General features: G+C 71.2%; 22 protein-coding genes. 13 read left to right on the top strand and 9 right to left on the bottom strand.

Annotated elements, in window-relative coordinates; translation table 11 throughout:
* Positions 1–42 precede the first annotated feature (42 nt).
* Positions 43–408 carry a rhodanese-like domain-containing protein gene (locus tag ACF1FZ_RS23870; protein ID WP_391775420.1) on the top strand — a complete coding sequence of 122 codons (366 nt, stop codon included), beginning with the start codon at positions 43–45 and terminating at the stop codon, positions 406–408.
* Positions 405–1,148, top strand: a complete 744-nt coding sequence (locus ACF1FZ_RS23865) for a sulfite exporter TauE/SafE family protein (RefSeq protein WP_391775419.1) — start codon at positions 405–407, stop codon at positions 1,146–1,148. Before ACF1FZ_RS23870 ends, ACF1FZ_RS23865 begins: the two co-directional genes overlap by 4 nt.
* A 21-nt stretch (positions 1,149–1,169) precedes the next feature.
* Here the strand turns inward: ACF1FZ_RS23865 and ACF1FZ_RS23860 are convergent, their stop codons facing one another.
* Entirely contained in the window at positions 1,170–1,448 is a 279-nt protein-coding gene (locus ACF1FZ_RS23860; RefSeq protein WP_190167802.1) for a metal-sensitive transcriptional regulator, read from the bottom strand.
* 84 nt (positions 1,449–1,532) lie between these two features.
* On the opposite strand from ACF1FZ_RS23860, the gene ACF1FZ_RS23855 reads away from it, so the two are divergent.
* Positions 1,533–2,099 carry a rhodanese-like domain-containing protein gene (locus tag ACF1FZ_RS23855; protein ID WP_391775418.1) on the top strand — a complete coding sequence of 189 codons (567 nt, stop codon included), beginning with the start codon at positions 1,533–1,535 and terminating at the stop codon, positions 2,097–2,099.
* Between the two features lie 399 nt (positions 2,100–2,498).
* Here ACF1FZ_RS23855 and ACF1FZ_RS23850 read toward each other — a convergent pair whose 3' ends face one another.
* Positions 2,499–3,647, bottom strand: coding sequence for an FHA domain-containing protein (locus ACF1FZ_RS23850; RefSeq protein WP_391775417.1), 1,149 nt, complete (start codon positions 3,645–3,647; stop codon positions 2,499–2,501).
* A 248-nt stretch (positions 3,648–3,895) separates the two neighbouring features.
* Between ACF1FZ_RS23850 and ACF1FZ_RS23845 the strand changes: the two genes are divergently transcribed.
* The gene (locus ACF1FZ_RS23845) at positions 3,896–5,683 is read left to right on the top strand and encodes a serine/threonine-protein kinase (protein ID WP_391775481.1); all 1,788 of its coding nucleotides are present in this window, start codon (positions 3,896–3,898) and stop codon (positions 5,681–5,683) included.
* Between the two features lie 514 nt (positions 5,684–6,197).
* Positions 6,198–6,587 carry a DUF1330 domain-containing protein gene (locus tag ACF1FZ_RS23840; RefSeq protein WP_391775416.1) on the top strand — a complete coding sequence of 130 codons (390 nt, stop codon included), beginning with the start codon at positions 6,198–6,200 and terminating at the stop codon, positions 6,585–6,587.
* A 243-nt stretch (positions 6,588–6,830) separates the two neighbouring features.
* Here ACF1FZ_RS23840 and ACF1FZ_RS23835 read toward each other — a convergent pair whose 3' ends face one another.
* A complete protein-coding gene (locus ACF1FZ_RS23835) occupies positions 6,831–8,366 on the bottom strand; it encodes an alanine/glycine:cation symporter family protein (protein WP_391775415.1) in 1,536 nt (511 codons plus the stop codon).
* Between the two features lie 775 nt (positions 8,367–9,141).
* Here ACF1FZ_RS23835 and ACF1FZ_RS23830 point away from each other — a divergent pair.
* The gene (locus tag ACF1FZ_RS23830; protein ID WP_391775414.1) at positions 9,142–9,417 is read left to right on the top strand and encodes a GlsB/YeaQ/YmgE family stress response membrane protein; all 276 of its coding nucleotides are present in this window, start codon (positions 9,142–9,144) and stop codon (positions 9,415–9,417) included.
* 865 nt (positions 9,418–10,282) lie between these two features.
* On the opposite strand, the gene ACF1FZ_RS23825 is transcribed toward ACF1FZ_RS23830, so the two are convergent.
* Positions 10,283–10,546, bottom strand: coding sequence for a hypothetical protein (locus tag ACF1FZ_RS23825; RefSeq protein WP_391775413.1), 264 nt, complete (start codon positions 10,544–10,546; stop codon positions 10,283–10,285).
* Between the two features lie 113 nt (positions 10,547–10,659).
* On the opposite strand from ACF1FZ_RS23825, the gene ACF1FZ_RS23820 reads away from it, so the two are divergent.
* Positions 10,660–10,968: a hypothetical protein gene (locus tag ACF1FZ_RS23820; RefSeq protein ID WP_391775412.1), complete on the top strand. Its 309-nt coding sequence runs from the start codon at positions 10,660–10,662 to the stop codon at positions 10,966–10,968.
* Positions 10,969–11,103: 135 nt separating this feature from the next.
* Here the strand turns inward: ACF1FZ_RS23820 and ACF1FZ_RS23815 are convergent, their stop codons facing one another.
* The 3 genes from ACF1FZ_RS23815 to ACF1FZ_RS23805 form a co-directional block, all read right to left on the bottom strand.
* Positions 11,104–11,679 (bottom strand): TerD family protein, encoded by a 576-nt coding sequence (locus tag ACF1FZ_RS23815; RefSeq protein WP_391775411.1) that lies wholly within the window; start codon positions 11,677–11,679, stop codon positions 11,104–11,106.
* Between the two features lie 732 nt (positions 11,680–12,411).
* Positions 12,412–13,428, bottom strand: a complete 1,017-nt coding sequence (locus ACF1FZ_RS23810; RefSeq protein WP_391775410.1) for a sporulation protein — start codon at positions 13,426–13,428, stop codon at positions 12,412–12,414.
* A gap of 94 nt (positions 13,429–13,522) precedes the next feature.
* The gene (locus ACF1FZ_RS23805) at positions 13,523–13,744 is read right to left on the bottom strand and encodes a hypothetical protein (RefSeq protein WP_391775409.1); all 222 of its coding nucleotides are present in this window, start codon (positions 13,742–13,744) and stop codon (positions 13,523–13,525) included.
* 611 nt (positions 13,745–14,355) lie between these two features.
* Here ACF1FZ_RS23805 and ACF1FZ_RS23800 point away from each other — a divergent pair.
* Complete coding sequence (locus tag ACF1FZ_RS23800) at positions 14,356–15,684, top strand: hemolysin family protein (RefSeq protein ID WP_391775408.1); 1,329 nt, start codon at positions 14,356–14,358, stop codon at positions 15,682–15,684.
* Positions 15,681–16,697 (top strand): hemolysin family protein, encoded by a 1,017-nt coding sequence (locus ACF1FZ_RS23795; RefSeq protein ID WP_391775407.1) that lies wholly within the window; start codon positions 15,681–15,683, stop codon positions 16,695–16,697. Before ACF1FZ_RS23800 ends, ACF1FZ_RS23795 begins: the two co-directional genes overlap by 4 nt.
* Positions 16,698–17,280: 583 nt before the next feature.
* On the opposite strand, the gene ACF1FZ_RS23790 is transcribed toward ACF1FZ_RS23795, so the two are convergent.
* The gene (locus ACF1FZ_RS23790) at positions 17,281–18,813 is read right to left on the bottom strand and encodes a PQQ-dependent sugar dehydrogenase (RefSeq protein WP_391775406.1); all 1,533 of its coding nucleotides are present in this window, start codon (positions 18,811–18,813) and stop codon (positions 17,281–17,283) included.
* 258 nt (positions 18,814–19,071) lie between these two features.
* The gene (locus ACF1FZ_RS23785; protein WP_391775405.1) at positions 19,072–20,010 is read right to left on the bottom strand and encodes a GlxA family transcriptional regulator; all 939 of its coding nucleotides are present in this window, start codon (positions 20,008–20,010) and stop codon (positions 19,072–19,074) included.
* A gap of 208 nt (positions 20,011–20,218) precedes the next feature.
* Between ACF1FZ_RS23785 and ACF1FZ_RS23780 the strand changes: the two genes are divergently transcribed.
* Genes ACF1FZ_RS23780 through ACF1FZ_RS23765 form a run of 4 tightly spaced genes read left to right on the top strand, consistent with a single transcriptional unit; the run spans position 20,219 to position 22,052 of the window.
* Positions 20,219–20,908, top strand: a complete 690-nt coding sequence (locus ACF1FZ_RS23780; RefSeq protein ID WP_391775404.1) for a DJ-1/PfpI family protein — start codon at positions 20,219–20,221, stop codon at positions 20,906–20,908.
* Positions 20,909–20,965: 57 nt separating this feature from the next.
* Complete coding sequence (locus tag ACF1FZ_RS23775) at positions 20,966–21,286, top strand: hypothetical protein (protein ID WP_391775403.1); 321 nt, start codon at positions 20,966–20,968, stop codon at positions 21,284–21,286.
* A gap of 2 nt (positions 21,287–21,288) precedes the next feature.
* The gene (locus ACF1FZ_RS23770) at positions 21,289–21,768 is read left to right on the top strand and encodes a hypothetical protein (RefSeq protein WP_391775402.1); all 480 of its coding nucleotides are present in this window, start codon (positions 21,289–21,291) and stop codon (positions 21,766–21,768) included.
* 2 nt (positions 21,769–21,770) lie between these two features.
* The gene (locus tag ACF1FZ_RS23765) at positions 21,771–22,052 is read left to right on the top strand and encodes a DUF3817 domain-containing protein (protein ID WP_391775401.1); all 282 of its coding nucleotides are present in this window, start codon (positions 21,771–21,773) and stop codon (positions 22,050–22,052) included.
* Positions 22,053–22,054 lie beyond the last annotated feature (2 nt).

Here is a 22,054-nt window from a genome sequence, read left to right as displayed (position 1 = left end):
AGACCTCCCGCCCACCGCACGAGAAGGAGAGAGGAGAACTCGATGTTCCTCTTCCGCCGCAGCCGACCCCGCGTCAGCGTGGACCAGGCCCGCGACCGCACCACCGGCGACACCCCGGACGCGATCCTGCTCGACGTCCGCGAAAAGCCCGAATGGAACGCGGGCCACGCCCCCAGCGCCGTCCACATCCCCCTGTCGAGCCTCGTCGCTGGCGCCCACCTGCCCGCCGAAGCCTCCGACCGGCCGCTGGTGGTGATCTGCCGCAGCGGACACCGCTCCCAGCAGGCCGCGAAACTCCTCACCCAGCGCGGCCGACAGGCCGTCGACGTCAAGGGCGGCATGAACGCGTGGGCCGCCGCCGGCCACCCCGTCCTCGACGAACGCGGGAACAACGGCCGGATAGCGTGACCGCGATCGTTCTCGCCCTCATCGCCGGAGCCGTCGTCGGCCTCGCCCTCGGAGCCCTGGGCGGCGGCGGCAGCGTCCTGGCCGTACCCGCCCTGATCTACCTGCTCGGCTTCAGCCCATCCGCGGCCACCACCGCCAGCCTGATCATCGTGGCCGCCACCTCGGCCACCGCCCTGTACGCCCACGCACGCGACGGCCACGTCGCCTGGAGAGTCGGATCACTGTTCGCCGCCGCCGGCATCATCCCCGCCTACCTCGCGGGGGCAGCCGCCGGACGTGTGCCGGAAGTGGTGCTGACCGTCGCCTTCGCGGTGATCGCGGCCCTGGCGGCCGTACGGATGTTCCGCCCCTCCTCGCCGAAGCCGCCGGAGCGGATACGGCCCGGCAAGGCGGCCGGAGCAGGCGCCGGACTCGGCATGGTGACCGGATTCCTCGGCGTCGGCGGCGGCTTCCTCGCCGTCCCGGCCCTGGTGGGCGTCCTCGGCCTGACCATGCGCAGGGCGGTCGGCACCAGCCTGCTCGTCATCACCGTCAACTCACTCGCCGCCCTGGCCGCCCGCACCGGGACCGGTGGCGGTCTGGACTGGGCGCTGATCGGGCCGTTCACCGGAGCGGCGATCCTCGGCGCCTGGGACGGCAAACGCCTCAGCACCAAGGTCTCCGGCAACAGCCTCCAAAAGGCCTTCGCCGGGGTGCTCCTCACGGTGGCCGTGTTCATGCTGATCGACGTGCTCGCATGAGCGCCCCGGCCACCGCGACCGTCAGGCCAGGGACAGGAACAGCTTCTCCAGCCGGGCCCGCATCTGATCGCGGTCACCTGCCGCCTGCCCGCCCTCGGCCATGCAGTGCTGCAGGCCGGTGGCGATGATCGCGAACCCGGCCCGGTCCAGCGCACGGGAGACCGCGGCGAGCTGCGTGATCACATCCTCGCAGTCCCGGCCCTCCTCGATCATCTTGATGATCCCCGCGATCTGGCCCTGAGCCCGCCGCAGCCGATTGAGGACCGACTTCAGCTCGTCGGCCGCCATCTCCAGCTCCACCATCCACCTCCATAAATACCCCTAGGGGTATCATACCGGGTTCGGCAACCGCTCCCGGAACACCATCGGAAGGACCACCTGCACATGGCCGCCCCCACCACCCTCATCCCCGCCCAGGCCGCCGCCCGCCTCGACGACCACACCGTCATCGACGTGCGCACCCCTGGCGAATACGCCTCCGGCCACCTTCCCGGCGCCCACAACATCCCCCTGGGCCACCTCCACACCGCCCTGCCCGCCCTCAAAACAGCAGCGGCCCGCGGCACCCTCCTCATGGTCTGCGCCTCCGGCAACCGCTCCACCACCGCCTGTACCCGCCTCGCCGCAGCCGGCATCCCCGCCACCACCCTCACCGGCGGCACGACCGCCTGGGCCGGTGAAGGCCGCCCTCTCCGCCGCTCCGACAACGCCGGAGCGGTCTGGCCCATGGAACGCCAGGTCCGCCTCGCCGCCGGATCCCTCGTCGTCCTCGGCCTCGCCGCCGGCACCCGCTGGCGCCCCGCCCGCTGGCTGTCCGCGGCCATCGGCACCGGCCTGGTCCTCTCCGCCGCCACCAACACCTGCGGTATGGCTGCCGCCCTCGCCGAACTCCCCCACAACCGGCCCCGCACCACCGACCTCCACGCCACCCTGCAAGCCCTGCAGGACTGACAGGACTCCCGGCGGCGAAGGCCCACGAGCTCGTTACGCTGCCGGACCGGGGCCGACCGGGCGGGACTGACGCGCAGGCGGCGCGGACGCGCGCCTGCTCGCCGGGGTGGCCTCCGGCCCCGGTGGGTGGCCTTCTCTTCCGGCGTCCGGCGGCATGGGAGCCGTCGGCCTCTTCCGGGTAAGGGGGAACAGCCCTCGGGGTAAGAAGCGATCGGGTGGTCCGGGACGGCCGAAGGGGCCCTCCCGCGGCCTGCGCGCCCCGCCCGCGTCCGCCCCACCTGCCTCACCGCGCACACCGCCGGCGCCCTTCCCGCCGACCCGCTCCGCCCGGGCGCCGGCCTGACCGAAGCGGCGGAGTCGGTCACCGGACAGTTCGGCGTCCAGCCGACGCCACGGTGGTCAGGTCCGGCGGGTGGGCGCCGCGGCAGTGGGTGACACGGGGGCCCCGCCGGCTTCCGCCCGCCAGGCGTCGGCCAGTTCGGCGGGAAAGCGTCGGCCACTGCGGGTAAGTACGACGCCGGACGAGAGTTCGACCTCGTCGCCCGGGCGGAAGGGACGGTCGGTCTGCGGGGGCAGCTTCTCCCAGGGGCCGAAGGCACCCTGCTTGCCGGCGCGGCGCATGCGGGTCCCGTAGGTGCTGATGTCACGGACCAGGACTGCGCCGCTCCGGGCGGAGACAGCCACATGCCTGCGGCTGACCTGCTGGGCGATCTGCGGGGGCAGCAGGCTGTGCAGGGCGATTCCCACCTGTCCCGGCAGCCGGCCGACGTAGGCCTCGGAGCCCTCGTCGAGGGTGTACCGGGCCACGCAGGTGCCGTCGATGACGGCCTTGAGCTGGGTGGTGCCCAGACGCGGTCCCTCATCCACCAGAGGCGTGCCGTGAAGCTCGCAGGTGGGAACACCGCGCCGCATGCGGGGCAGCAGGATCCGTTCGCCCTTGCGGATGTCGTAGATGGTGCACCGGAGTTCCGGGCAGCGCCACGTCCGCATGATCACCTCCGCAAGCGGTGTCCGGGAGGGGCCGAGGAGACCCTGCTTCTTCAGCGCGGACAGTTCCATCCTGCGCGAGATCTCCGCCGCCGAGCGCACGCCCATATCCATCGCCACGAGGGCGACGGACCCGTCGGGGCGGGCTTCCGGTCTGAGGAACTGCCAGGTGTTGCCCTGGATCCACGGGTGCTCGAGGCGGTGGTCGACATACTGGTCGCCGGTGATGACCGGCAACGAGGTCATGCGGGCCAGTTCGAGGACGCGTTCATCGGCGTCGTCGACCTCCTCGGCCAGCCCGTCGGCCACCCAGCCGCGCAGCCGCCGGACCTCGGCCCGATCACCGAACTCGCGGTGGCCGCCCAGCAGGCTGGTGTCGGCGACCAGGTAGACGGAGACGTCAGGATCCCCTGTGAGCTCCATCAGGGCCCTCAGGACCAGACCTAGGCGGCGCAGGGACCGCGGGCCGCGCCCGCCGGCGGATGAGGTGTCGCGTACGACGTTGGAGAGTTCCACGAGATAGTCGGCCCGCTCCGCCGAAGCGGCCAGATGATGTTCCACGGACACCTCGCTGTCTGACGGCAGGGGTGTCACTTTAAGGGCGCCCGGCGGCATCCGCCATCAGGACGAACTCTCGCGACTCCACGGAACTCCCCGGACTCCGCCTCTTTTCCCGACTTCCCCGGATGCCTACCAGGGGTGCGGGCTCGTCGGTACGATCACCACAGTGACGGAGAGGGTCGAAAACCTTGAACAGCGCTGAGAACGTTGGCCAGTTGAGACCGCTGGGCCCCGAGGACCCGCGCGAGGTGGCCGGTTACCGCCTGCTCGCCGGGATCGGCGAGGGCGGCATGGGACGCGTCTACCTCTCCCGTACGCGCGGCAACCAGCCGGTCGCCCTGAAGGTGATCCGCCGTGAGTACGCTCAGGACGAGGAGTTCCGCCGCCGCTTCGAGCAGGAGGCGACCTCCGCCCGCAGGGTGCGGGGCTACTCCATCGTCCCCGTCGTCGACCACGACACCACCGGCCCGCAGCCGTGGCTGGCCACCACCTACGTCCCCGGCCTCGCCCTGGACCAGCTCCTCGCCGGGCACGGGACGCTCCCGCCGGCCACGGTGCTGCAGCTGACCGGCTGCGCGGCGGAGGCGCTGCACGCCGTGCACAGGGCCGGAGTGATCCACCGTGACATGAAGCCGAGCAACATCCTCATCGGCTCCGAAGGTCCCTGGATCATCGACTTCGGCATCGCCCGGGCCGCCGCCGCCACCCAGCTCACCCGCAGCGGAGGGCTCATCGGCACCCCTCAGTTCATGTCGCCGGAACACGCCGGCGGCCAAGACCTCACACCGGCGACCGACGTCTTCTCGCTCGGCCTGATTGCCGCCGTCGCCGCGACCGGCCGCCACCCTTACGGCGATGCCGGAGCCATCACCCTGGCCACCAAGATCGCCAACAGCGAGTCCCGGCCGCCGGACCTGACGGCATATCCAGAACCGCTGCGCGCCGTCCTGGAACGCACGCTGGCCGCCGACGCGACCGTCCGCCCCACACCCTCCGAACTGGCGGAACTGTGCCAGGAGCTGAGCGGGCGGCCGTTGCGTGACTTCACCGGCTGGCTGCCCGCGCCCGTCGCGGCGGACATCGCCCGCCGGGAGCAACTCGCCCGGCAGCAGACCGAGACCGGATCCGGACCGCATCCCGGGACCGTGGCGGGTGCCGAGACCGTGCCCCCACCGCCCGTGGCGGGAGCCGCGGCTGTGCCTCCCGGTGCCGCGGCGGCAGCCGACACCGCACCGTCGGCCGGCGTGGCACCGGGCGAATACACACCCGCCCATGCCTCCCGCCCCGGTGAGCAGCCGCACCACGGCCGGGCACAGCCGCCGCCCGGATCCCCTGCCCCGTACCCGCGGGGAACACCACCCCCCGCCGGCCCCCCGGCAGCCCCGTCGGCGACCCGGAGCCGTACCCCGCTGACGGCCGGCGCGGCCGTGCTGGCCCTGGCGGTGGCGGCGACGGCCGTCTGGGTCTTCACCCAGGGCGACGACACGGACAACGCCCGGGGCGGCGGACAACCTGCCTCGTCGCCGACCGCCGGTGCCCAGGCCCCCGGGGGCACCACGCCGGGCACCGGCGCGTCGCCCACCGGGAACGCGACGCCGAACGGCTACACGGAGATCTTCAAGGACAAGCCGCTCACCTTGCGCGCCCAGTTCACCTCCAACCGCATCTCCTACACCAACGTCGACCTGGACAAGCCGAAGACCGACCCGAACGCCCTCAGCGAGGGGAAGGGGAACGAGCTGCAGTACGAGGAGTTCGGCGGCACCTACACCCTGCGCTTTCTGACGGCCATGGGAAAGAGTGCGGGCACCACCCCCCAGGAGTGCGCCGAGGGCGCGGCGGCCGACGCGGTGCCCTCCGAGCTCGACGGCGACGCACAGGGCGAACAGCTGACCCCGGGCACGGTGCTGTGCACCGTCACCGACGAGGACAACCTCGCGATGCTCACCATCGAGGACGTCGTCGTCCGGAAGGACAACGCGGGTTTCGCGGCACGCGACTACGTCACCGAACTGACTCTCTGGAAGGCGCCCTGACCCGTCCGTCGCCGAAGGACTCCTTGTCGCGTCGTACCAACTCGTCCTCGGTGGTGAGGGGTGGCTGGTACGGCTGTGACCCAGGTCGATCTCGATGACGAGGCGCCGGCCGGGGCGATGCGGCTCATGGGCGTCCCGGCGGAGAAGGGGACGGCCGAGGTGGCTCTGCGGGACCACGTGGCGGGCGTCAAGCGGCCGGAGGCCGCGGAGGGGCCGCCCGCGCGGGCGGTGGACAAGCATGACCGACGCCCGCGCGGATGCCGTTTCCGGCAGCCGGCTCGGCACACTGCTCGAGCCGGCGGCGTGGAGGGCCGCCACGCATGTGAAGTCTCCCCCTGCCGCTGGAAGTCCGAGCGGACGTGCCGGGGGAGGGCGCCACGCAAGCGAGCGGAGGAGGCCACCCGCACCGACCGACTGGACGGTATGCAGCGGTGCCGTTCTCCACTATGCTCCTGGCCACCTCTCCGGCGCACGTCTCCGGGGATGACCGGTGTCCGATGACCACGGAGAACACATGGCTGTCGATCCCCAAGGTGCCGATCTCGCACAGTTCATGAACGAGGGCCCCGGGGGCCCCTTCGTCATGCTCAATCTGCTGCGCTTCGCCCCCGGCGGTCGCGCGCTGTACGACGAGTACTCGCGGCGGGCCGGTGTCTTCCTGGCGCGGTACGGAGGGGAACTGCTCTACGCCGGTGACGGCAGCACCCCTCTTGTCGCCGGGCAAGGGCAGTCCTGGGATGCGGTACTGCTCGTCCGCTACCCGGGGCGTGAGGCGTTCAGCCGGATGGTGGCCGATCCTGAGTATCAGGAGATCACGGGGCTGCGATCCCGCGCTCTGGCCGAGGCAGTGCTTCAGCCGACCGAGCCCTGGGGCACGGGCGGCACGCCTCGAACGGCTCGGTGAATGACAGGAGTTGCCGGATCGGCGTCTCCGGTGGGCGTGACGGGTGCAGTGGTGGCACTTCAGGCAGCGGCTCGACGGGGACACGGAGTGTGTCGGTGCCGACCGGCTTGCCGGCACGGCCGGAGCCGGGTCCCTCAGGCGTTTCGGACCGCCGTAGCGCGAGGGCGGCGAACGGGCCCGCGCCCGGTGCGCACGAACACGCAAGGGGGCACGGGCCCGTAGGGGCCTGGCGCTGTCAGCCGGTCAGACTGCGGTCTTCACCTGCTCCGGGTCTTCCCCGCCTTCGGGGGAGCCGCCCGCCTTCCGGTCTCGCACGTACTCCAGGAAGGTGTCGAGTTCGCGCTTGACGACCGGGGCGAGGAGGTAGAGGCCGATGATGTTGATGACGGCGAGTGTGAAGAGGACCGCGTCGGCCAGGTCGATCAGGGTCTGCAGGGTCAGCAGCGATCCCGCGACGGCGAACACGGTGTAGAGGATCTTGAAGGTCAGCTCGCTCGCCCGGCTGCGGCCGAACAGGTACGTCCATGACTTGAGACCGTAGTAGCCCCAGGTCAGCACCGTGGAGATGGCGAAGAGCAGCACCGCGACGGTGAGGATGTACGGGAACCAGGGCAGGACCGTCTCGAAGGCGTCGGAGGTGATGGTGACGCCGCCGATGTCCTCGCCGGCGCGCGCTTCCGCCCAGCTGGCCGGGTTGGCGATGACGATGGTCAGGGCGGTCATCGTGCAGATGACGACGGTGTCGATGAACGGTTCCAGCAGCGCGACCAGACCCTCGCTGGCGGGGTGCTTGGTCTTCACCGCGGAGTGGGCGATCGGGGAGGAGCCGAGACCGGCCTCGTTGGAGAAGGCGGCCCGCTTGAAGCCGATGATCAGCGCACCGAGCACACCGCCGGCGACACCCTCCGGGTTGAACGCGCCTTCGATGATGGTGGTCACGGCGTCCGGGACGGCGGTGACGTTGACCAGGATGACGATCAGGCACGCGACGATGTAGATGCCGGCCATGGCAGGGACCAGCCTGCTGGTGACGTTGGCGATGGAGCGGATGCCGCCGAGAAGCACGATGCCGACGAGCGCGGCGATCAGGATGCCGAAGAACAGGGCGCCGGCGGAGGAGCCCAGCGCGCCGTCCTCGCCGCCGGTGACCGAGACCAACTGCGCGTAGGACTGGTTGACCTGGAAGAGGTTGCCGCCGAAGAGGCCGAAGAACAGGATCATGAAGGACGCGAGGACGGCGAGGACCTTGCCGAGAGTCTTGCCGTTCTTGCCGAAGCGTTCGGCGAGGCCCTTGGGGAGGTAGTGCATCGGGCCGCCGGAGACGGTGCCGTCGGCGTGCACCTCGCGGTACTTCACGCCGAGAGTGACCTCGACGAACTTGGTGGCCATGCCCAGAAGGCCGCACAGGACCATCCAGAAGGTGGCACCCGGCCCGCCGATGGAGACGGCGACGGCCACACCGGCGATGTTGCCGAGGCCGACCGTGCCGGAGACGGCGGCGGTCAGCGCCTGGAAGTGGTTGACCTCACCGGCCGAGCCCTTGGCGTCGTACTTGCCCCTGACCACGTCCACGGCGAGTCTGAACTTGCGGAACTGGATGAACCCGAACCAGCCGGTGAAGACCAGACCGGCGACGACGAGCCAGGCGACGATGAGGGGCAGGTCGGTCCCACCCACGGGAACGGCGTAGAAGACCACCTCCCCCAGCCACTTGGCTATGGGCTCGAAGAAGCCGCTGACGGCTTCATCGACGGACTGGGTGACGGAGTCGAGTGACAAGGTGACTACCTCGGTGGCACGGGGACGGCAAGCAGGAGTTGTCGCCGGATGAGTGATCTCTGAGCGAACGTCGTTGTCCGATATGCAGCCCTTGGTGTGCGGCGCCGCGTGGCGCCGTCATCACTTCGGGGCCCGGTGCGGGTAGGGGCCGGTCCTCCGCGGCGCGGTTGTCGGTGGACTCACCTGCGGAGTTGCGATTTTGTACCACGTCTTTACCGAGCCTGGAGTGACGTATCTCACGTCACTGCCGGTGATCGCGGAAAGTCCCAGCCAGCGAGACAGGACCGTTATGTGACCGCAGGGATGTGTGTCGTACGCACGTACCTACCGGGCCGACGCGGGGCGAACGGTCCCACGGCCGTCGAGGGGGATTCCGCACCCCACCTGACCGCCACCGCATCGACCCGGCACGGCCCCTTCGCACGTGGTCCGCCCGAGTGGCGGGCGCCGGCCATGGAGACCCCGAACCCCTTCGCCGGCCGATCACCGGCCGGCGAACCACCGGCAGGAAAGCCGGAACGGTTCGAACAGCCATGCTGAACCACAGGGGCAGGAGCGGGTCCTGGCTGCTGAGGACGAGCACCTGCGTCTGATTTCCGTCCGATGGTCCATGTGCCGGGCGAGAGCCGGGGCATCACGGCAGTGACGGTACCGAGGAGACGCAGGGCAGGAGCGCCCTGCCGGCAACGTGGCAGATGTGCAGTGTTTGAAAAGGCCCGGACGGTAAAGACGGTGCTTTGACACAGGCTTTATACGACGAGGCAGGAGACGCATCATGGGCATAATCGCCTGGATCATCATCGGGTTGCTCGCCGGCGTCATCGCCAAGGCACTCCTTCCGGGCAAGGACCCCGGCGGCATCATCATCACGATGCTCATCGGCATCGCGGGAGGCCTTCTCGGTGGCTGGCTCGGCAAGGTCATCTTCAAAGTCGACTCCATCGACGGCTTCTTCGACCTCTCCACCTGGATCGCCGCCATCGCCGGCTCCGTCATCCTCCTCGTCCTGTACCGGGTCATCACCGGCAATCGACACTCCCGTCGGGCCTGACACCCGGTTCCACGCGGACCGCACTCGCTGAAACGGCTCCCCCTCCGCTCGAGGGGGAGCCGTTTCGCCGTCACCGTGGAAGACGCCGGCAGAACGGGATCCTGCTCCGTCATGCGGCCCGGGAGGGAGCGGCCGGCTCCTCATGTCCGGCGCGCGGCAGAGCCGGCTCCGAAGGGCGGTTGCCGGTGCCGCGGGGTGGGAGGGCGGATGTCTTTGCCTGCCGGCCGTGTGTCTTCGCGCAGCGGCAGTCCGCGGCACCCCGGTCACGTGCCCGTCGCTGTTCTCGCGGGCCCGTCGCGTCCCGGCACCGCCACCCCTGCCGAGGGTGACAAGCCTCCTGTTCCGCGCGGGTGGCCGTGAGCGTGATGCGCGCGCAGGTGCCCGAACCAGGAATCGGGCGGCACCTACGGCGTCCCCAGGAGCACCACCGGACCCCGCGGGGAGGGCGAGCGTGTCCACCACAAGCGGGTGGCGCGGAGCATCGATCCGGCAGGAGTGCGGCTGCTTCGCAGGCACCGCACCGTCATCCCGGGCCCGGCCGTGGTGAAGGCCCCGGACCTGATCGGCCGCGAGGCCACCGCGGCCGAACCGGAGACGAAGCACGCCGGCGGCATCACCGCTACGGCATCGGCGAACTCCCCATGGTGCCGGCCGACGGGCGCACCTCCACCCTCGGCCTGAACGAGCCGCCCCGGCCCGGATCGGAGGCAGGTGCGGGCCGACGAGCAGGTTGCCGCCGGCGGGGAACAAGCGAGGAGGCCGACGCGGAACGGGTGGTGATCGGTCTGGCCATCGGCGTACCCGGCAGGTCGATCCACGCGGTGACGGCGTGGCGCGCCGCCGCGCGCCCTGGGTGTGTGCGGGCTCAGACCTGCTGGTCGCCGCTGTGACGGCCGAGGCCGAGGCCGAAGCGGTCGGGGACGGCCGGCATCAGGCTCCTGCCGTCGGCCGGCCGGTCCGGGCCGAAGACGTAGCCGGGGAAGTCCAGGTCCTTCTGCACCGCCCGGGTCCCGTCGTGGTCCTCCGGCGGAAGGACGCGCACCGGGTCGCCGACGGCGATCCGGCCGAACGGCACCACCGAGCCGGCGGGCAGCACGGTGCGCAGATGCACGATGCCGTCGATCCGCACCTCGGAGCGGGTGCCGATCCGCGCTCCGTTGAAGACACGGCTGCCGGTGGCCAGGAAGACCTCGTCCTCGGCCCGGGACGGGTTCGCGCCGGGGCGGAGCGTGTCGGGACGACGTGGGTGGCGGACGAGAAGGCGTCGGCGACGTCCTCCAGGGGCAGTTCGCCGAGCCGGCCACCGAGGTGCCCGAGGGCGGCAAGGTGGTGGAGGAGGCCGGCGGTGAAGGGATCCCGGCGCCGGCCGTGTCGGCGAGGGCGACGGGCGGGTCCGGGACGGTGACGCGCAAGCCGCCGAGGGGAGTGAGGGCGCCGCGTCCTTCTGCCGTGGCGACGCGACGTCACCACCGGACGCGGAGCAGAGCCGGACGCCTCGCGGTCCCGGTCACGCCCATGACCCTCTGGAAGATGAGCAACGCGGTCGAGTGACTACCCCGACGGACCGGCGGCACAGGCGGTGCAGGCCGGCCCGGCGCTGCCGTCCTGTACGTGAAGGGGCGCCCCAGCAGCGGCCGGGGCGCCCGCCGACGGCCGTGGAGTGCCCGGCCGCCGAAGACGGTGGTGTCAGACTCCGACGCCGTAGTCGGCGGCGATTCCGGAGAGTCCCGAGGCATAGCCCTGGCCGACGGCGCGGAACTTCCACTCCTCGCCGTGCCGGTAGAGCTCGCCGAAGACCATGGCGGTCTCGGTCGCGGCGTCCTCGGACAGGTCGTAGCGGGCCAGTTCGGCGCCGCCGGCCTGGTTGACGACGCGGATGAAGGCGTTGCGTACCTGGCCGAAGCTGTGGCCGCGGTTCTCGGCCTCGTGGATGGACACGGGGAAGACGATCTTCGCCACGTCTGCGGGCACAGCGGTGAGGTCGACCTTGAGGGACTCGTCGTCGCCCTCGCCCTCTCCGGTGAGGTTGTCCCCGGTGTGCTCGACCGACCCTTCGGGGCTCTTGAGATTGTTGTAGAAGATGAAGTGCTGATCGGACAGCACCTTTCCGTTGCCGTCCACCATCAGCGCGCTGGCGTCGAGGTCGTAATCGGTTCCGGTGGTGCTGCGCGCGTCCCAGCCGAGACCGACGAGGACGGCGGTCAGGCCGGGGGCCTCCTTGCTGAGCGAGACGTTGCCGCCCTTGGCCAGACTGACACCCATGCTGCTGTTCCCTTCGCGCGTTTTCGCGCCGGCCCACGGCTGAGGGCCGGGCGTGCGTTCCAGTCCTGAAATCTACATCACTGTAGAAATTGGAGCGGGTTCCCGGGCAGGGCGTACCGGGCGGGTCGAGGCGGTCACGGCAGTGGCCGGAAGCCTCGTGTGCGGTGCTAAGGGTGATCAGCCGTACAGGCCCTCATGGGTCCGGTCCGATGGTCGAGGTGGTCAGCCCTGGTGGGGTGTCCGGCCTCCTCCCGGGGGTCCCTGGCGCCGGCCGGTCCACCGACGTCGCGGCCTGCTGCCCGAACCCGCCGGGATGTGAGACGGCGGAGGCTGCGGCACGGGGCAGGGGCCGGTGCCGTGCCGAGTCGCCGCCTTGCCGGGCCCTGCCTCTGCCGTTACGGGCCTGGCCGTCCGTCTTCACGGCCGCCTGGACGGCCGCAGCCGGTGCGCCGGGCCTCGGCACCGCCCTCGGCGGAATCCGCGGCCGCGTCGCCCCTCCTCCTGGAGGCAGCCAGTCCGCTGCGGCGGCAGACAGGCACCCGCGGCACGGGCCCGGGCCGTTCCGGGGGTGCGAAGACGCCCCGCCGGTGCCGGTCCGGAGTGTGACGCGCGCTTCCGTGAGGCAACTGAGGGCTCCGAAGGGGAAGGAGCGGTCCGGACCGTGAGAAGTGCGGTCCGGACACCTGATTCACCTACAACGACGCAGCAGCCGCCGGACGAGGTGAGGGGACCTCAGCCCTCCTCCCCCTCTTCATCGTCTCCTTCGAAGAAGTCGCCGACCTCGTCGACGACTTCGGCCGCCACCATTCCGCCGACGACTCCGACCGCCAGGCCCGCCGCGCCGGCGGCGATGACGGTGCCCGTCCCGGGCCCGGACCGGTGGCCGCCGTCGTGGTGATGCTCGCCGTGGCCATGGAGGTCCTCCTTGTGCGCGCTTCCCCCGTACGCGCCGCCGTGGCCGTGCGAACCGTGCGAAGCGCGGTCGTCGACGAGTTGGCGAACCCAGCCGTCGACCTCGAGGTTCCAGTCGTGCTGCTCGACGCCGTGGTGGCTGACGGTGAAGCGTGTGAGCACGTCATGGCCGCCCGGGAAGAAGCCGCCTCGCTTGTCCGCTTCCAGCACGACTTCCATCCCTTCGGAACGGGCCAGAAAGCTCACCTCGATCTCGCTCATGACGTGCGCGTACCGCGCAGGCGGAGAAAGCTCGATCTCTTGGTAGAAGGGCAGTTGCTGGCCGGTGCCGCCGATCCTGCCGTACTCCAGATCCGCGCTCCTGAAACCGAATCCGAGCTGCCCCAGGGACTCCAGGATCGCCTCCTGGACCGGCAGCGGACGCACCGCGAGCGGGTCGAGGTCGCCCTTGTCCCTGGCCCCGGCCACCGCCAGCTCGGTGCGCAACCCCAGCACGATGCCCAGCGGCTGGCCGTGCAGCTCGGTGACCGGGGTCTCCCACGGCAGCGTCACCGAGAACGGGACGCTGTGCTGCTCACCCTCGGCGAGACGGAAACCCCCGCCCACGGAGAACCGGCCGAAGGTGAGGGTGCCTTCGCTCTCGCCGTCGTCGTGCTCCGCCTCCACCCTGGCCACCAGCTCCAGGGAGATCTGCTCGATGTCGAAGTCGGCACCGCCTCCCGAGAGGTGGACCCGCCCCGTGAGATCCCCACCCGGCAGTACCGCACCGGGGTCCAGCACCGTGTCCACCGTAGGACCGCCCACGCCGAGCGAACCGAGCAGCCGTTTGAACACCATCGTGGCGCTCACTCCTTCATGTACATGTGGTTCGTGAGATGACGGACCGCTGCGGACCGGAGGCGCCCGGCCCGCAGCGGTCCGTGGATCGTGCCTACGCGGCCGACGTGTCCAGCGCCGCCAGGGCCTGCGCCCAGCGGACGTACTTCAGTTCGGCGAGATCGGCGACGGTCCTGACGCCGAACGCCTCGTTCAACAGCTCGCCGTCCCGGTCGGAGACCCCCTTCAGGGCCCCGACCGGGGCTGCGAGAATCTCCGGCAGGCTCTTGTCGGCCCAGGCCTTGTCCAGGACCTTGTCCAGGTCGATCGAAGCCATGTGAGTCCTCCTGTGATCTCTGTGAGGTGAGGTGAGAGGCGGTCGCGGCGCGTCCCGCGAGGCGCGGGCGGGGGGCGCCGCCCCGGCCGGCCCGAGGTGGCCGGACGGTGCGCGTGGTGAAGGAGTACGTCGTCCGGTGGCACGCGAACCGGCGGCCCAGGGCCACGCGACCCTCGGCGTGCGGACTGCCCGCAGGATGCGGACCGGCCGCCGTCGAGGGGATCCGGCCTCGCCCACCGCCCATCGTGCCGCGCCCCCTCCTCGCGCTTGTGCAGCCCACCGCGGACGGACCGGGAACATCCGGGCCGCCCCTCGCGTTTTCTACACGCTTGTAGAAGCATAGGGGTGAAGCGGCCCCTCCGGGCGGCAATCCGCCGGCCTGGAGGGGATCGGCCGAAAAGAGCCCCAGACGGCCCGGCGGGTCGCCCGGCAGGCGGACTTTACCGATCCTTTACCATTGGTCTGTGGATACTGTTCCACCCGAACCGCACTGGACCCGCCCGGTCCACCGAGCCAAGAAGGAGAAGCAGACCCGCAATGGGTGAACCTCCCAGTACGTGCCGTGCCGCAGCCCACCCGCTGTCTTCCAGCCAGGGACGGGAGGAGGCACGGTGACCGAAGTACTCCTGCTCCTCCTGGCCCTCGCGCTCACTCTGGCCTGTGCTGTGTTCGTCGCGGCCGAATTCTCCCTGACCACCATCGAACGCGGCGAGCTCGAACAAGCCGCAGAAGCCGGTGAGCGCGGTGCGGCGAGCGCGCTGAAAGCCGCCAAGCGGCTGACCTTCCAGCTCTCCGGCGCACAGCTGGGCATCACGGTCACCTCGCTGGTCATCGGCATGCTCGCCGAACCTTCCCTGGCCGCACTCCTGCGCGGACCACTCGAAGCTGTCGGTCTGCCCGGCGGAGCGGTGTCCACCGTCGCGACCCTCCTGGGCGTCACGGTGGCCACGGTGGTGCTGATGGTCATCGGTGAGCTCGTCCCGAAGAACTGGGCGATCTCCAGCCCGCTCGCCGTGGCGAAGGTCGTGGCCGGCCCGCAGCGAGGCTTCACGGCCGTCTTCGCACCGCTGATCCGCCACCTGAACAACACCGCGAACCGTGCTGTCCGGCGCTTCGGACTGGAACCGCAGGAAGAACTGGCCTCGGCCCGCAGCCCGGAGGAGCTGGTGGCTCTCGCCCGGCATTCCGCGCGGGAAGGAGCGATGGAGCAGGACTCGGTCGAACTGTTCGTCCGGACCCTGCACCTCGGTGAACTGACAGCGGAGAACGTCATGACGCCGCGCGTGGACGTCCAGGCCCTCGAGGCCCACGCCACCGCCACCGACGCCGCGAACCTCACGCTGGCCACCGGCCTGTCCAGGTTCCCGGTCTACCGCGACAGCCTGGACGAGGTCATCGGCACCGTCCACGTCCGCGATGTCCTCGCCCTTGACGAGGACGAGCGGGACCACACATCCGTGACCGCTCTGGCCACCGACCCGCTGCTGGTCCCCGACTCGCTGCCCGTGGACCGTCTTCTCCAGCGGCTGCGGGAGAGCCGGACCATGGCCGTGGTGATCGACGAGTACGGAGGCACCGCGGGAGTCGCCACGGTGGAAGACATCGTCGAGGAGGTCATCGGCGAGGTCCGCGACGAGCACGACCCCCACGAACAGCCCGACCTGATCCGCTTGGAGCCGTCGCCCGACGGCCGCCCGGTGTGGGAGGCCGACGGCAGCATCCGTCTCGACCAGCTCGAATCGATCGGCCTCAGCGCCACGGAGGGGCCGTACGAGACGCTGGCAGGGCTGATCGCGACCCGGCTGGAGCGCATCCCGCTCCTGACGGACCGCGTCGAGGCCGACGGCTGGCAGTTCGCCGTCCTTCGTGTCGAGCACCACCGCGCAGACCGTGTCCGTCTCACCGCCCCCGTCCCGCAGAGCACGGAGGAAACCCGATGACCACGGTCCAACTGCTGATCGGCGCGCTGACACTGCTCACCAACGCGTTCTTCGTCGGAGCCGAATTCGCCCTCATCTCCGTGCGGCGCAGCCAGATCGAACCGGCGGCGCTCAAGGGCAACCTGCGGGCGAAGTCCACCCTGTGGGGCTTGCAGCACCTCTCGGCCGTCATGGCCACCGCGCAGCTCGGCATCACGATCTCCTCGCTGGTGCTCGGCGCGGTCGCCGAACCGGCCATCGCCCACCTGCTGGAGCCTCCGTTCGAAGCGATCGGTGTGCCCGAGGGGCTGGTCCATCCGATCGCCTTCGTGATCGCCCTGACGGCGGCGACGTATCTGCACATGCTGATCGGCGAGATGATCCCCAAGAACATCGCGCTCGCGGCCCCGGCTCCGACGGCGTTGCTGCTGGGCCCGCCGCTGGTGGCACTCACGCGCGCACTGCGTCCGGTCATCTTCGGCATCAACGCGTTCGCCAACACCGTCCTTCGCCTGCTGAAGGTGGAGCCCAAGGGCGAAGTCGCCTCCGTTTTCACCGACGACGAACTCGTCCGCCTGGTCAAGGACTCCAGTGAGGCCGGGCTCCTCGCACCCGCGGACGGTGAGCGCCTCCAGGACGCGCTGGAACTGGGCACCCGCCCCGTCGGCGAGGTGATGGTGCCGCTGAAGGACGCCGTCACCGTGGGCCACGACATCACCCCACGGCAATTGGAACGGGCTGCCGCAGCCAGCGGCTTCTCCCGGCTGCCGGTGACCGGCCCCGCCGACGAGGTGCTGGGTTATCTGCACATCAAGGACGCTCTCGGCGTCGCGGAACGCTCCCGGCCCTTCCGGCGCAGCTCACTGCACCCGATCATCCGGGTCGAGATCGACACCCCGCTGGACGACACCATGACGGCGATGCGAGCTGCCGGGACCCATCTGGCCGCCGTCGCCGGTGACAAGGGCACCGTCATCGGGTTCGTCACCATGGAGGACGTCCTGGAAGAGCTGGTCGGCCCCGCCCCCGCCTGACCCCGCAGGGGCGGCGCGCCGGGCCCGGCCCGATGGCTCGGGGCCGGGCCCGGCGCTCACGGCAGTCGGCAGGTGGACAGCCATGCGCTGCCTCCTGCGCCCGGCCTCCTTCGAGGCGCCGACCTCGGCCTGTTGTTCGTGGCGGCGGACGTCGGACCCGGCGCGGTCAGGACCGCGTGGCCCGGACCGGGCGCCGTGTTCGCCCGGACAGGCGGGCCCGCCTGTCCGGCCTGGAGGGGACCGGTGGCCGGCCCCTTCCGGGGGCGCCTGATTCCACGACGTGACGCCCTGTGCCATGGCTCCGCCCGCACCTGGCCTCCGCTCCCCGGGCACGAGTCCGCGCGACAGGTGCCCGCCGCACCACGGCGGAATCGGTGGGAACTGTCCTCGGAGCGCGAGCGCGTCGGCAAGGCCGTGGTGCCCACCAGGCGAACACGGCTGCGCGGCCACGCGATCCCTCCCACGGCTTCCGCGAGGAACGGGCACCGGCCCCTCCGGCGGTGCCGGTGCCCGGAGATCCGGCCGCCGGGTGCCACCGGACCGCCATGGATCACGTTCCTCGTCGAGCGGCTCGTCGGCGGGCTCAGTCGCCGACGGCGCAGGCGTCCCCGTCGAGCATGAACCGCGGCGGTGACGACACGTCACCGGTGTGATCGACGAGATAGCCGAGGGTGATGCTCGCCCCCGGGGCGATCGTGGCGTTGTGCGCGGCGTTGACCGCCTCGATCGTGTTGCCCAACTGGGTCAGGTCCGTGTTCCAGTCGGAGACGACGGTCTGTCCGGGAGCCAGCGGGAATTCGAGCGTCCAGCCGTCCACCGGCGTACTGCCCGTGTTGGTGACGGTGAGGTCGACCGTCGCGCCCGTACCCCAGGCCCTCACCTCGCGGTCCACGCGGCAGGTGGGCTCCTCCCGCGCGAACGACACCCGGTGCAAGCCGCCGGGCAGGTCGTTGACCACGTAGAACTCCCCGTCGGCGGTCGCGCCGACGGACGTCACCTGGGTGGGCATCTCACCGATCTCGGCCTGCTCGTAGCCGCCCTCGCCGTCGGCCCGCAGCGCCCAGACCGTGGACGAGCAGTAGTCGGTGGCGATGTACGTTCCGCCGACCAGGTCCGCGTACTTCTGGCCCCGGTAGACGTGACCGCCGATGACCGAGCAGCCGCCTGTGTACGGGGAGTACGTGAAGACCGGTGCGGTGTACGCCTCACCGGGCACGCAGTCGCCGCCGTCGAACTTCTCCGGGCCCTCGTAACAGGACCAGCCGAGGTTCAGCCCTCCCCGCCCCGGCTCGAGATGGTTGATCTCCTCCCACCGGCCCTGGCCGACGTCGCCGATCCACATCGAGCCGTCGGCACGGTCGAAGGAGAAGCGCCACGGATTGCGCAGCCCGTACAGCCATATCTCCTCACGGGCGCCGGGGGTGCCCACGAAGGGGTTGTCACCCGGAACGCAGTAGGCGAGCGGGGCGCAGCTGCGGCTCACGTCGATGCGCATGATCTTGCCGAGCAGGGTGTCCAGCCGCTGCGCGGAGCGGAAGGGGTCCGCGGAGCCGCCGCCGTCGCCGATGCTCCAGTACAGCTTGCCGTCCGGACCGAACGCGAGCTGGCCGCCGTTGTGGTTGCTGTACTCGGCGTGCTCCTGCGAGAGCAGGACCTCCAGACGGGACTCGTCGAGCCGGTAGCGGGCGAGGGTGACGGAGCCGGCGGGCAGGGCCGTGTACGCCAGATAGAGGTCCTGGCTGGTGGCGAAGTCGGGCGGGACGGCGATGCCGAGCAGGCCACGCTCGTTACCCGACTCGTCCACGGAGGACCTGATGTCTACGACAGGGGTGGAGGCCAGGCCGGTGTCCGGCTGGTAGACGCGGACGGTGCCGGACTTCTCGGTGATGAACAACCGGCCCGTGCCGTCGTCGGGGGCGACGAGCGCGGTGGGCCGCTTCAGACCGGATGCCACCTGGGTGGTGGTCGCGCTGAGCGAGGGAAGGGGGACGAGCGGGGTGGCTTCCGCCGCTCCCGTCCGGGACGGCACGGCATCAGCGGCGGTGGCGGGGAGGGAGAGGGGGGCGGTCAGCAGGAGGGCCAGCAGAAGTGGCCCTGCCCAGCGGCGTCTCGACATGTATCGGCTCCAGGAAAGGGGGCGCATTGCACAGGTCCTTGCACAGCGGTGGTGCTTGTACGTGGCGGTTCCATGGAGAACGAACGAGGCCAGGCTGCGGCATCAGCAGCAACATGGGAGCGCTCCCGCACCAGGCTGCGCGTCGTGGAACGGGGCGGCAACGCGTGATTGCGCCACCTTCTCGCCGTATGGCGCAAAAGCGATGCGCGCACGGCGCGGAGCGGCTCGTGGCACCGGCGGCGGTCCCCGGTGCGGGTGTCAGCTGAAGGCGCGCCTGTAGCTGTGCGGGCTGACACCGGTCGTCTTCCTGAAGCGGTCACGGAAGGCGGTCGGTGAGCCGAACCCGACCTGGGCGCCGATGCGTTCCACCGTGTGGTGGGTGGTCTCCAGGAGGTGCTGGGCCTGGCGGATGCGGGCGCGGTGCAGCCACTGGAGGGGCGTCGTGCCCGTCTGTTCGCGGAACCGGCGGATCAGCGTCCGGGTGCTGGTCCCGGCGTGGGCCGCGATGTCGGCGAGGGTGAGGTCGCCGGCGAGATTGTCCTGGAGCCAGGCGAGGAGAGGTTCCAGGCTGCTGCCCCGAGGGGTGGGCGCGTAGTCGTGAACGATGAACTGCGCCTGGCCGCCCTCGCGTTCCAGCGGCATCACCGACAGCCGGGCCGCGTCGGCGGCGACGGCGGAGCCGTAGTCCTTGCGGATCATGTGCAGGCAGAGGTCCAGGCCGGCGGCCGCCCCCGCCGACGTGAGGATGTGGCCGTTGTCGACGTACAGGACGGCGGGATCGACCTCGACGGCCGGGTAGGCGGCGGCCAGCAGGTCGGCCGCGACCCAGTGCGTGGTGGCCCGCAACCCGTCCAGCAACCCCGTGGCGGCCAGGGGGAAGGTGCCCGAGCAGATGGAGGCGATGCGCGTGCCGTCCTCGGCGGCGGCCCGCAGCGCGTCACGGACGGCGGGATCGAGCGGGGCGGCGGGGTCGGCCGTGCCGGGCACGATGACCGTGTCCGCGCCTCCGAGCCCGTCGAGCCCCCAGGGCGTGCGCAGGGTGAAGGAACCCGCGTCGGTCTCCTGGCGCGCGGCGCACACACGGACCTGATACCCGGGACGGCCGTCCGGCAGGCGGGCACGGGTGAAGACCTCGATCGGGGTGGAGAGATCGAACGGGATCACCTGGTCGAGCGCCAGGACCGCGACGGTATGCATGGCATAAACGTACCCCTCCACCGAACGGCGGTCATGGGTCCAGGGGCGGACGGAGCTCTCTTTCTCCAGATCGGACGGGTACGCCGAGGCTTGTCACTTTTCCGTCGGTACCTGGCACTCGTGCCTATGGGAGGCGGCTGCGCGGCCGGTTAGCGTCGGAAGTGAACCCGGCGCGGACCGGGCCGTCCGGATCCTGAGGACCTTCCCCATGCACGCCCAGATCGTCTTGTTCGACGGGTTCGACCCCCTCGACGTCATCGCTCCGTACGAAGTGCTCCACGCCGGCGGTGCCGCCTCCGGTGGACTGGTGAGCGTGGAGCTCGTCTCCGCCGAGGGGCCGCGCGAGGTGGTCAGCGGCACCGGGGCCCTGGCGCTTCGCGCCACAGCCGGTCTGGACCCCGCACGGGCCGGTCTGGTCCTCGTCCCCGGGGCCTCGGGGCGCGTCGGTGAACCCGGTGAGGTCCCGGACCACGACTTCGGCGCCGGGCAGAGGCGGCAGGACGAGTACATCCCGGTGCTGCTGGGCCGCACCCTGACCACCGAGCTGCCCACGCTGCTGAAGGCGGCGACGGACAACCCCGACGTGACCGTCGGCGCGGTGTGCGGCGGTTCGCTGGTCCTGGCCATGGCCGGTCTTCTGGAGGGCCGGCACGCCACCACCCACCACATGGGCATGGACATGCTCGACGCCACCGGTGTCCACGCGGTGCGTGCGCGTGTCGTGGACGACGGTGACGTCGTCACCGGAGCCGGCGTCACCTCCGGACTCGACCTGGCCCTTCATCTCCTGGAGCGCGAGGTGGGCCCGCGGATCGCCCACGCCGTCGAGGAATTCTTCGCCCACGAGCGGCGCGGCATCGTCTGGCGTGACCGGGGGCCGGCGGCCACCACCTTCTGACACACGTCCACGCCCCGCTCCGTACGCCCGACCCCCACCATCGAAGGAAGAGCGCACATGCACGTCGAAGGCACCTGGGACCTGTCCGTGTCCACACCCGTCGGCACGATCAAGGCCGTCGTCGAACTCCGCCGCGAGGGCGGCCTGCTGTCCGGGGCCGCCCACGGGGCGGGGGAGGAGGTGCCGCTCCGCGACGTCGCCCTCGACGGTGACCGTCTCAGCTGGAAGCAGGCCGTCACCAGGCCCCTGCGCCTGAACCTGGCCTTCGCCGTGACGGTCGCCGGCGACACCCTGGCCGGCACGTCGAGGGCCGGGCGTCTGCCCGCCTCCGAGGTCACCGGCCGGCGTCGCGCCGTCCCGGCGGCCGTGGAGCACTGACCATGACGAAGTTCTTCCTCTCCCTGCACGTCCTGGCCGTGGTCCTGGCCATCGGTCCGGTCACCGTCGCCGCCAGCATGTTCCCCCGGACCCTCCGCGCGGCCCCCGGCGAACCCGGGGGGGGCGAGGGCGGGGGTGAGGCGCTGACGACGCTGAGGATGCTGCACCGCATCTGCCGCGTCTACGGGACCGTCGGCATCGCTGTGCCCGTGTTCGGGCTCGCCACTGGAAGCAGCCTGGGAGTCCTCGGCAGCCCCTGGCTGATCACCTCGGTCGCTCTGACCGCCGCGGCCGCCGGTCTGCTGGTCCTGCGGATCCTCCCCGCCCAGGGCGCAGCCCTCGTCGCCGTACAGACGCCCGGCGCCGGCGCCGGACCCCGGGCCTCCGCCCGCCTGGCCATGTCGACCGGTGTGTTCAACCTGCTCTGGGCCACGGTCACCGTCCTGATGATCATCCGTCCCGGTTCCACGACAGGAGCGTGACCGTGCCCCCGCGCCCCCTGCGTATCGCCGCACACGCCGAACTCGTCTCGCTCGCCGTCCTGCTGGCCAACATGGCCACCGCCCACCTCGGCCCCGTCTCGTCCCTGATGGGCCCCGCCCACGGTTGCGCCTACCTGTTCGTCGTCATCGCGACCTGGCGTCTCGAACAGGCCACGACCGCCATGAGGGCCGTCGCGGTCGTGCCCGGCATCGGCGGCCTCCTGGCCCTTCGCGTGCTCAGCCGGCGGCCGGGGCCGAAGACCGCTGCCGCACCCGCCCCCTGAGG

Source organism: Streptomyces sp. NPDC014623, from assembly GCF_043088245.1.
GTDB lineage: Bacteria > Actinomycetota > Actinomycetes > Streptomycetales > Streptomycetaceae > Streptomyces.
This window is presented reverse-complemented; position numbering and strand designations above follow the sequence as displayed.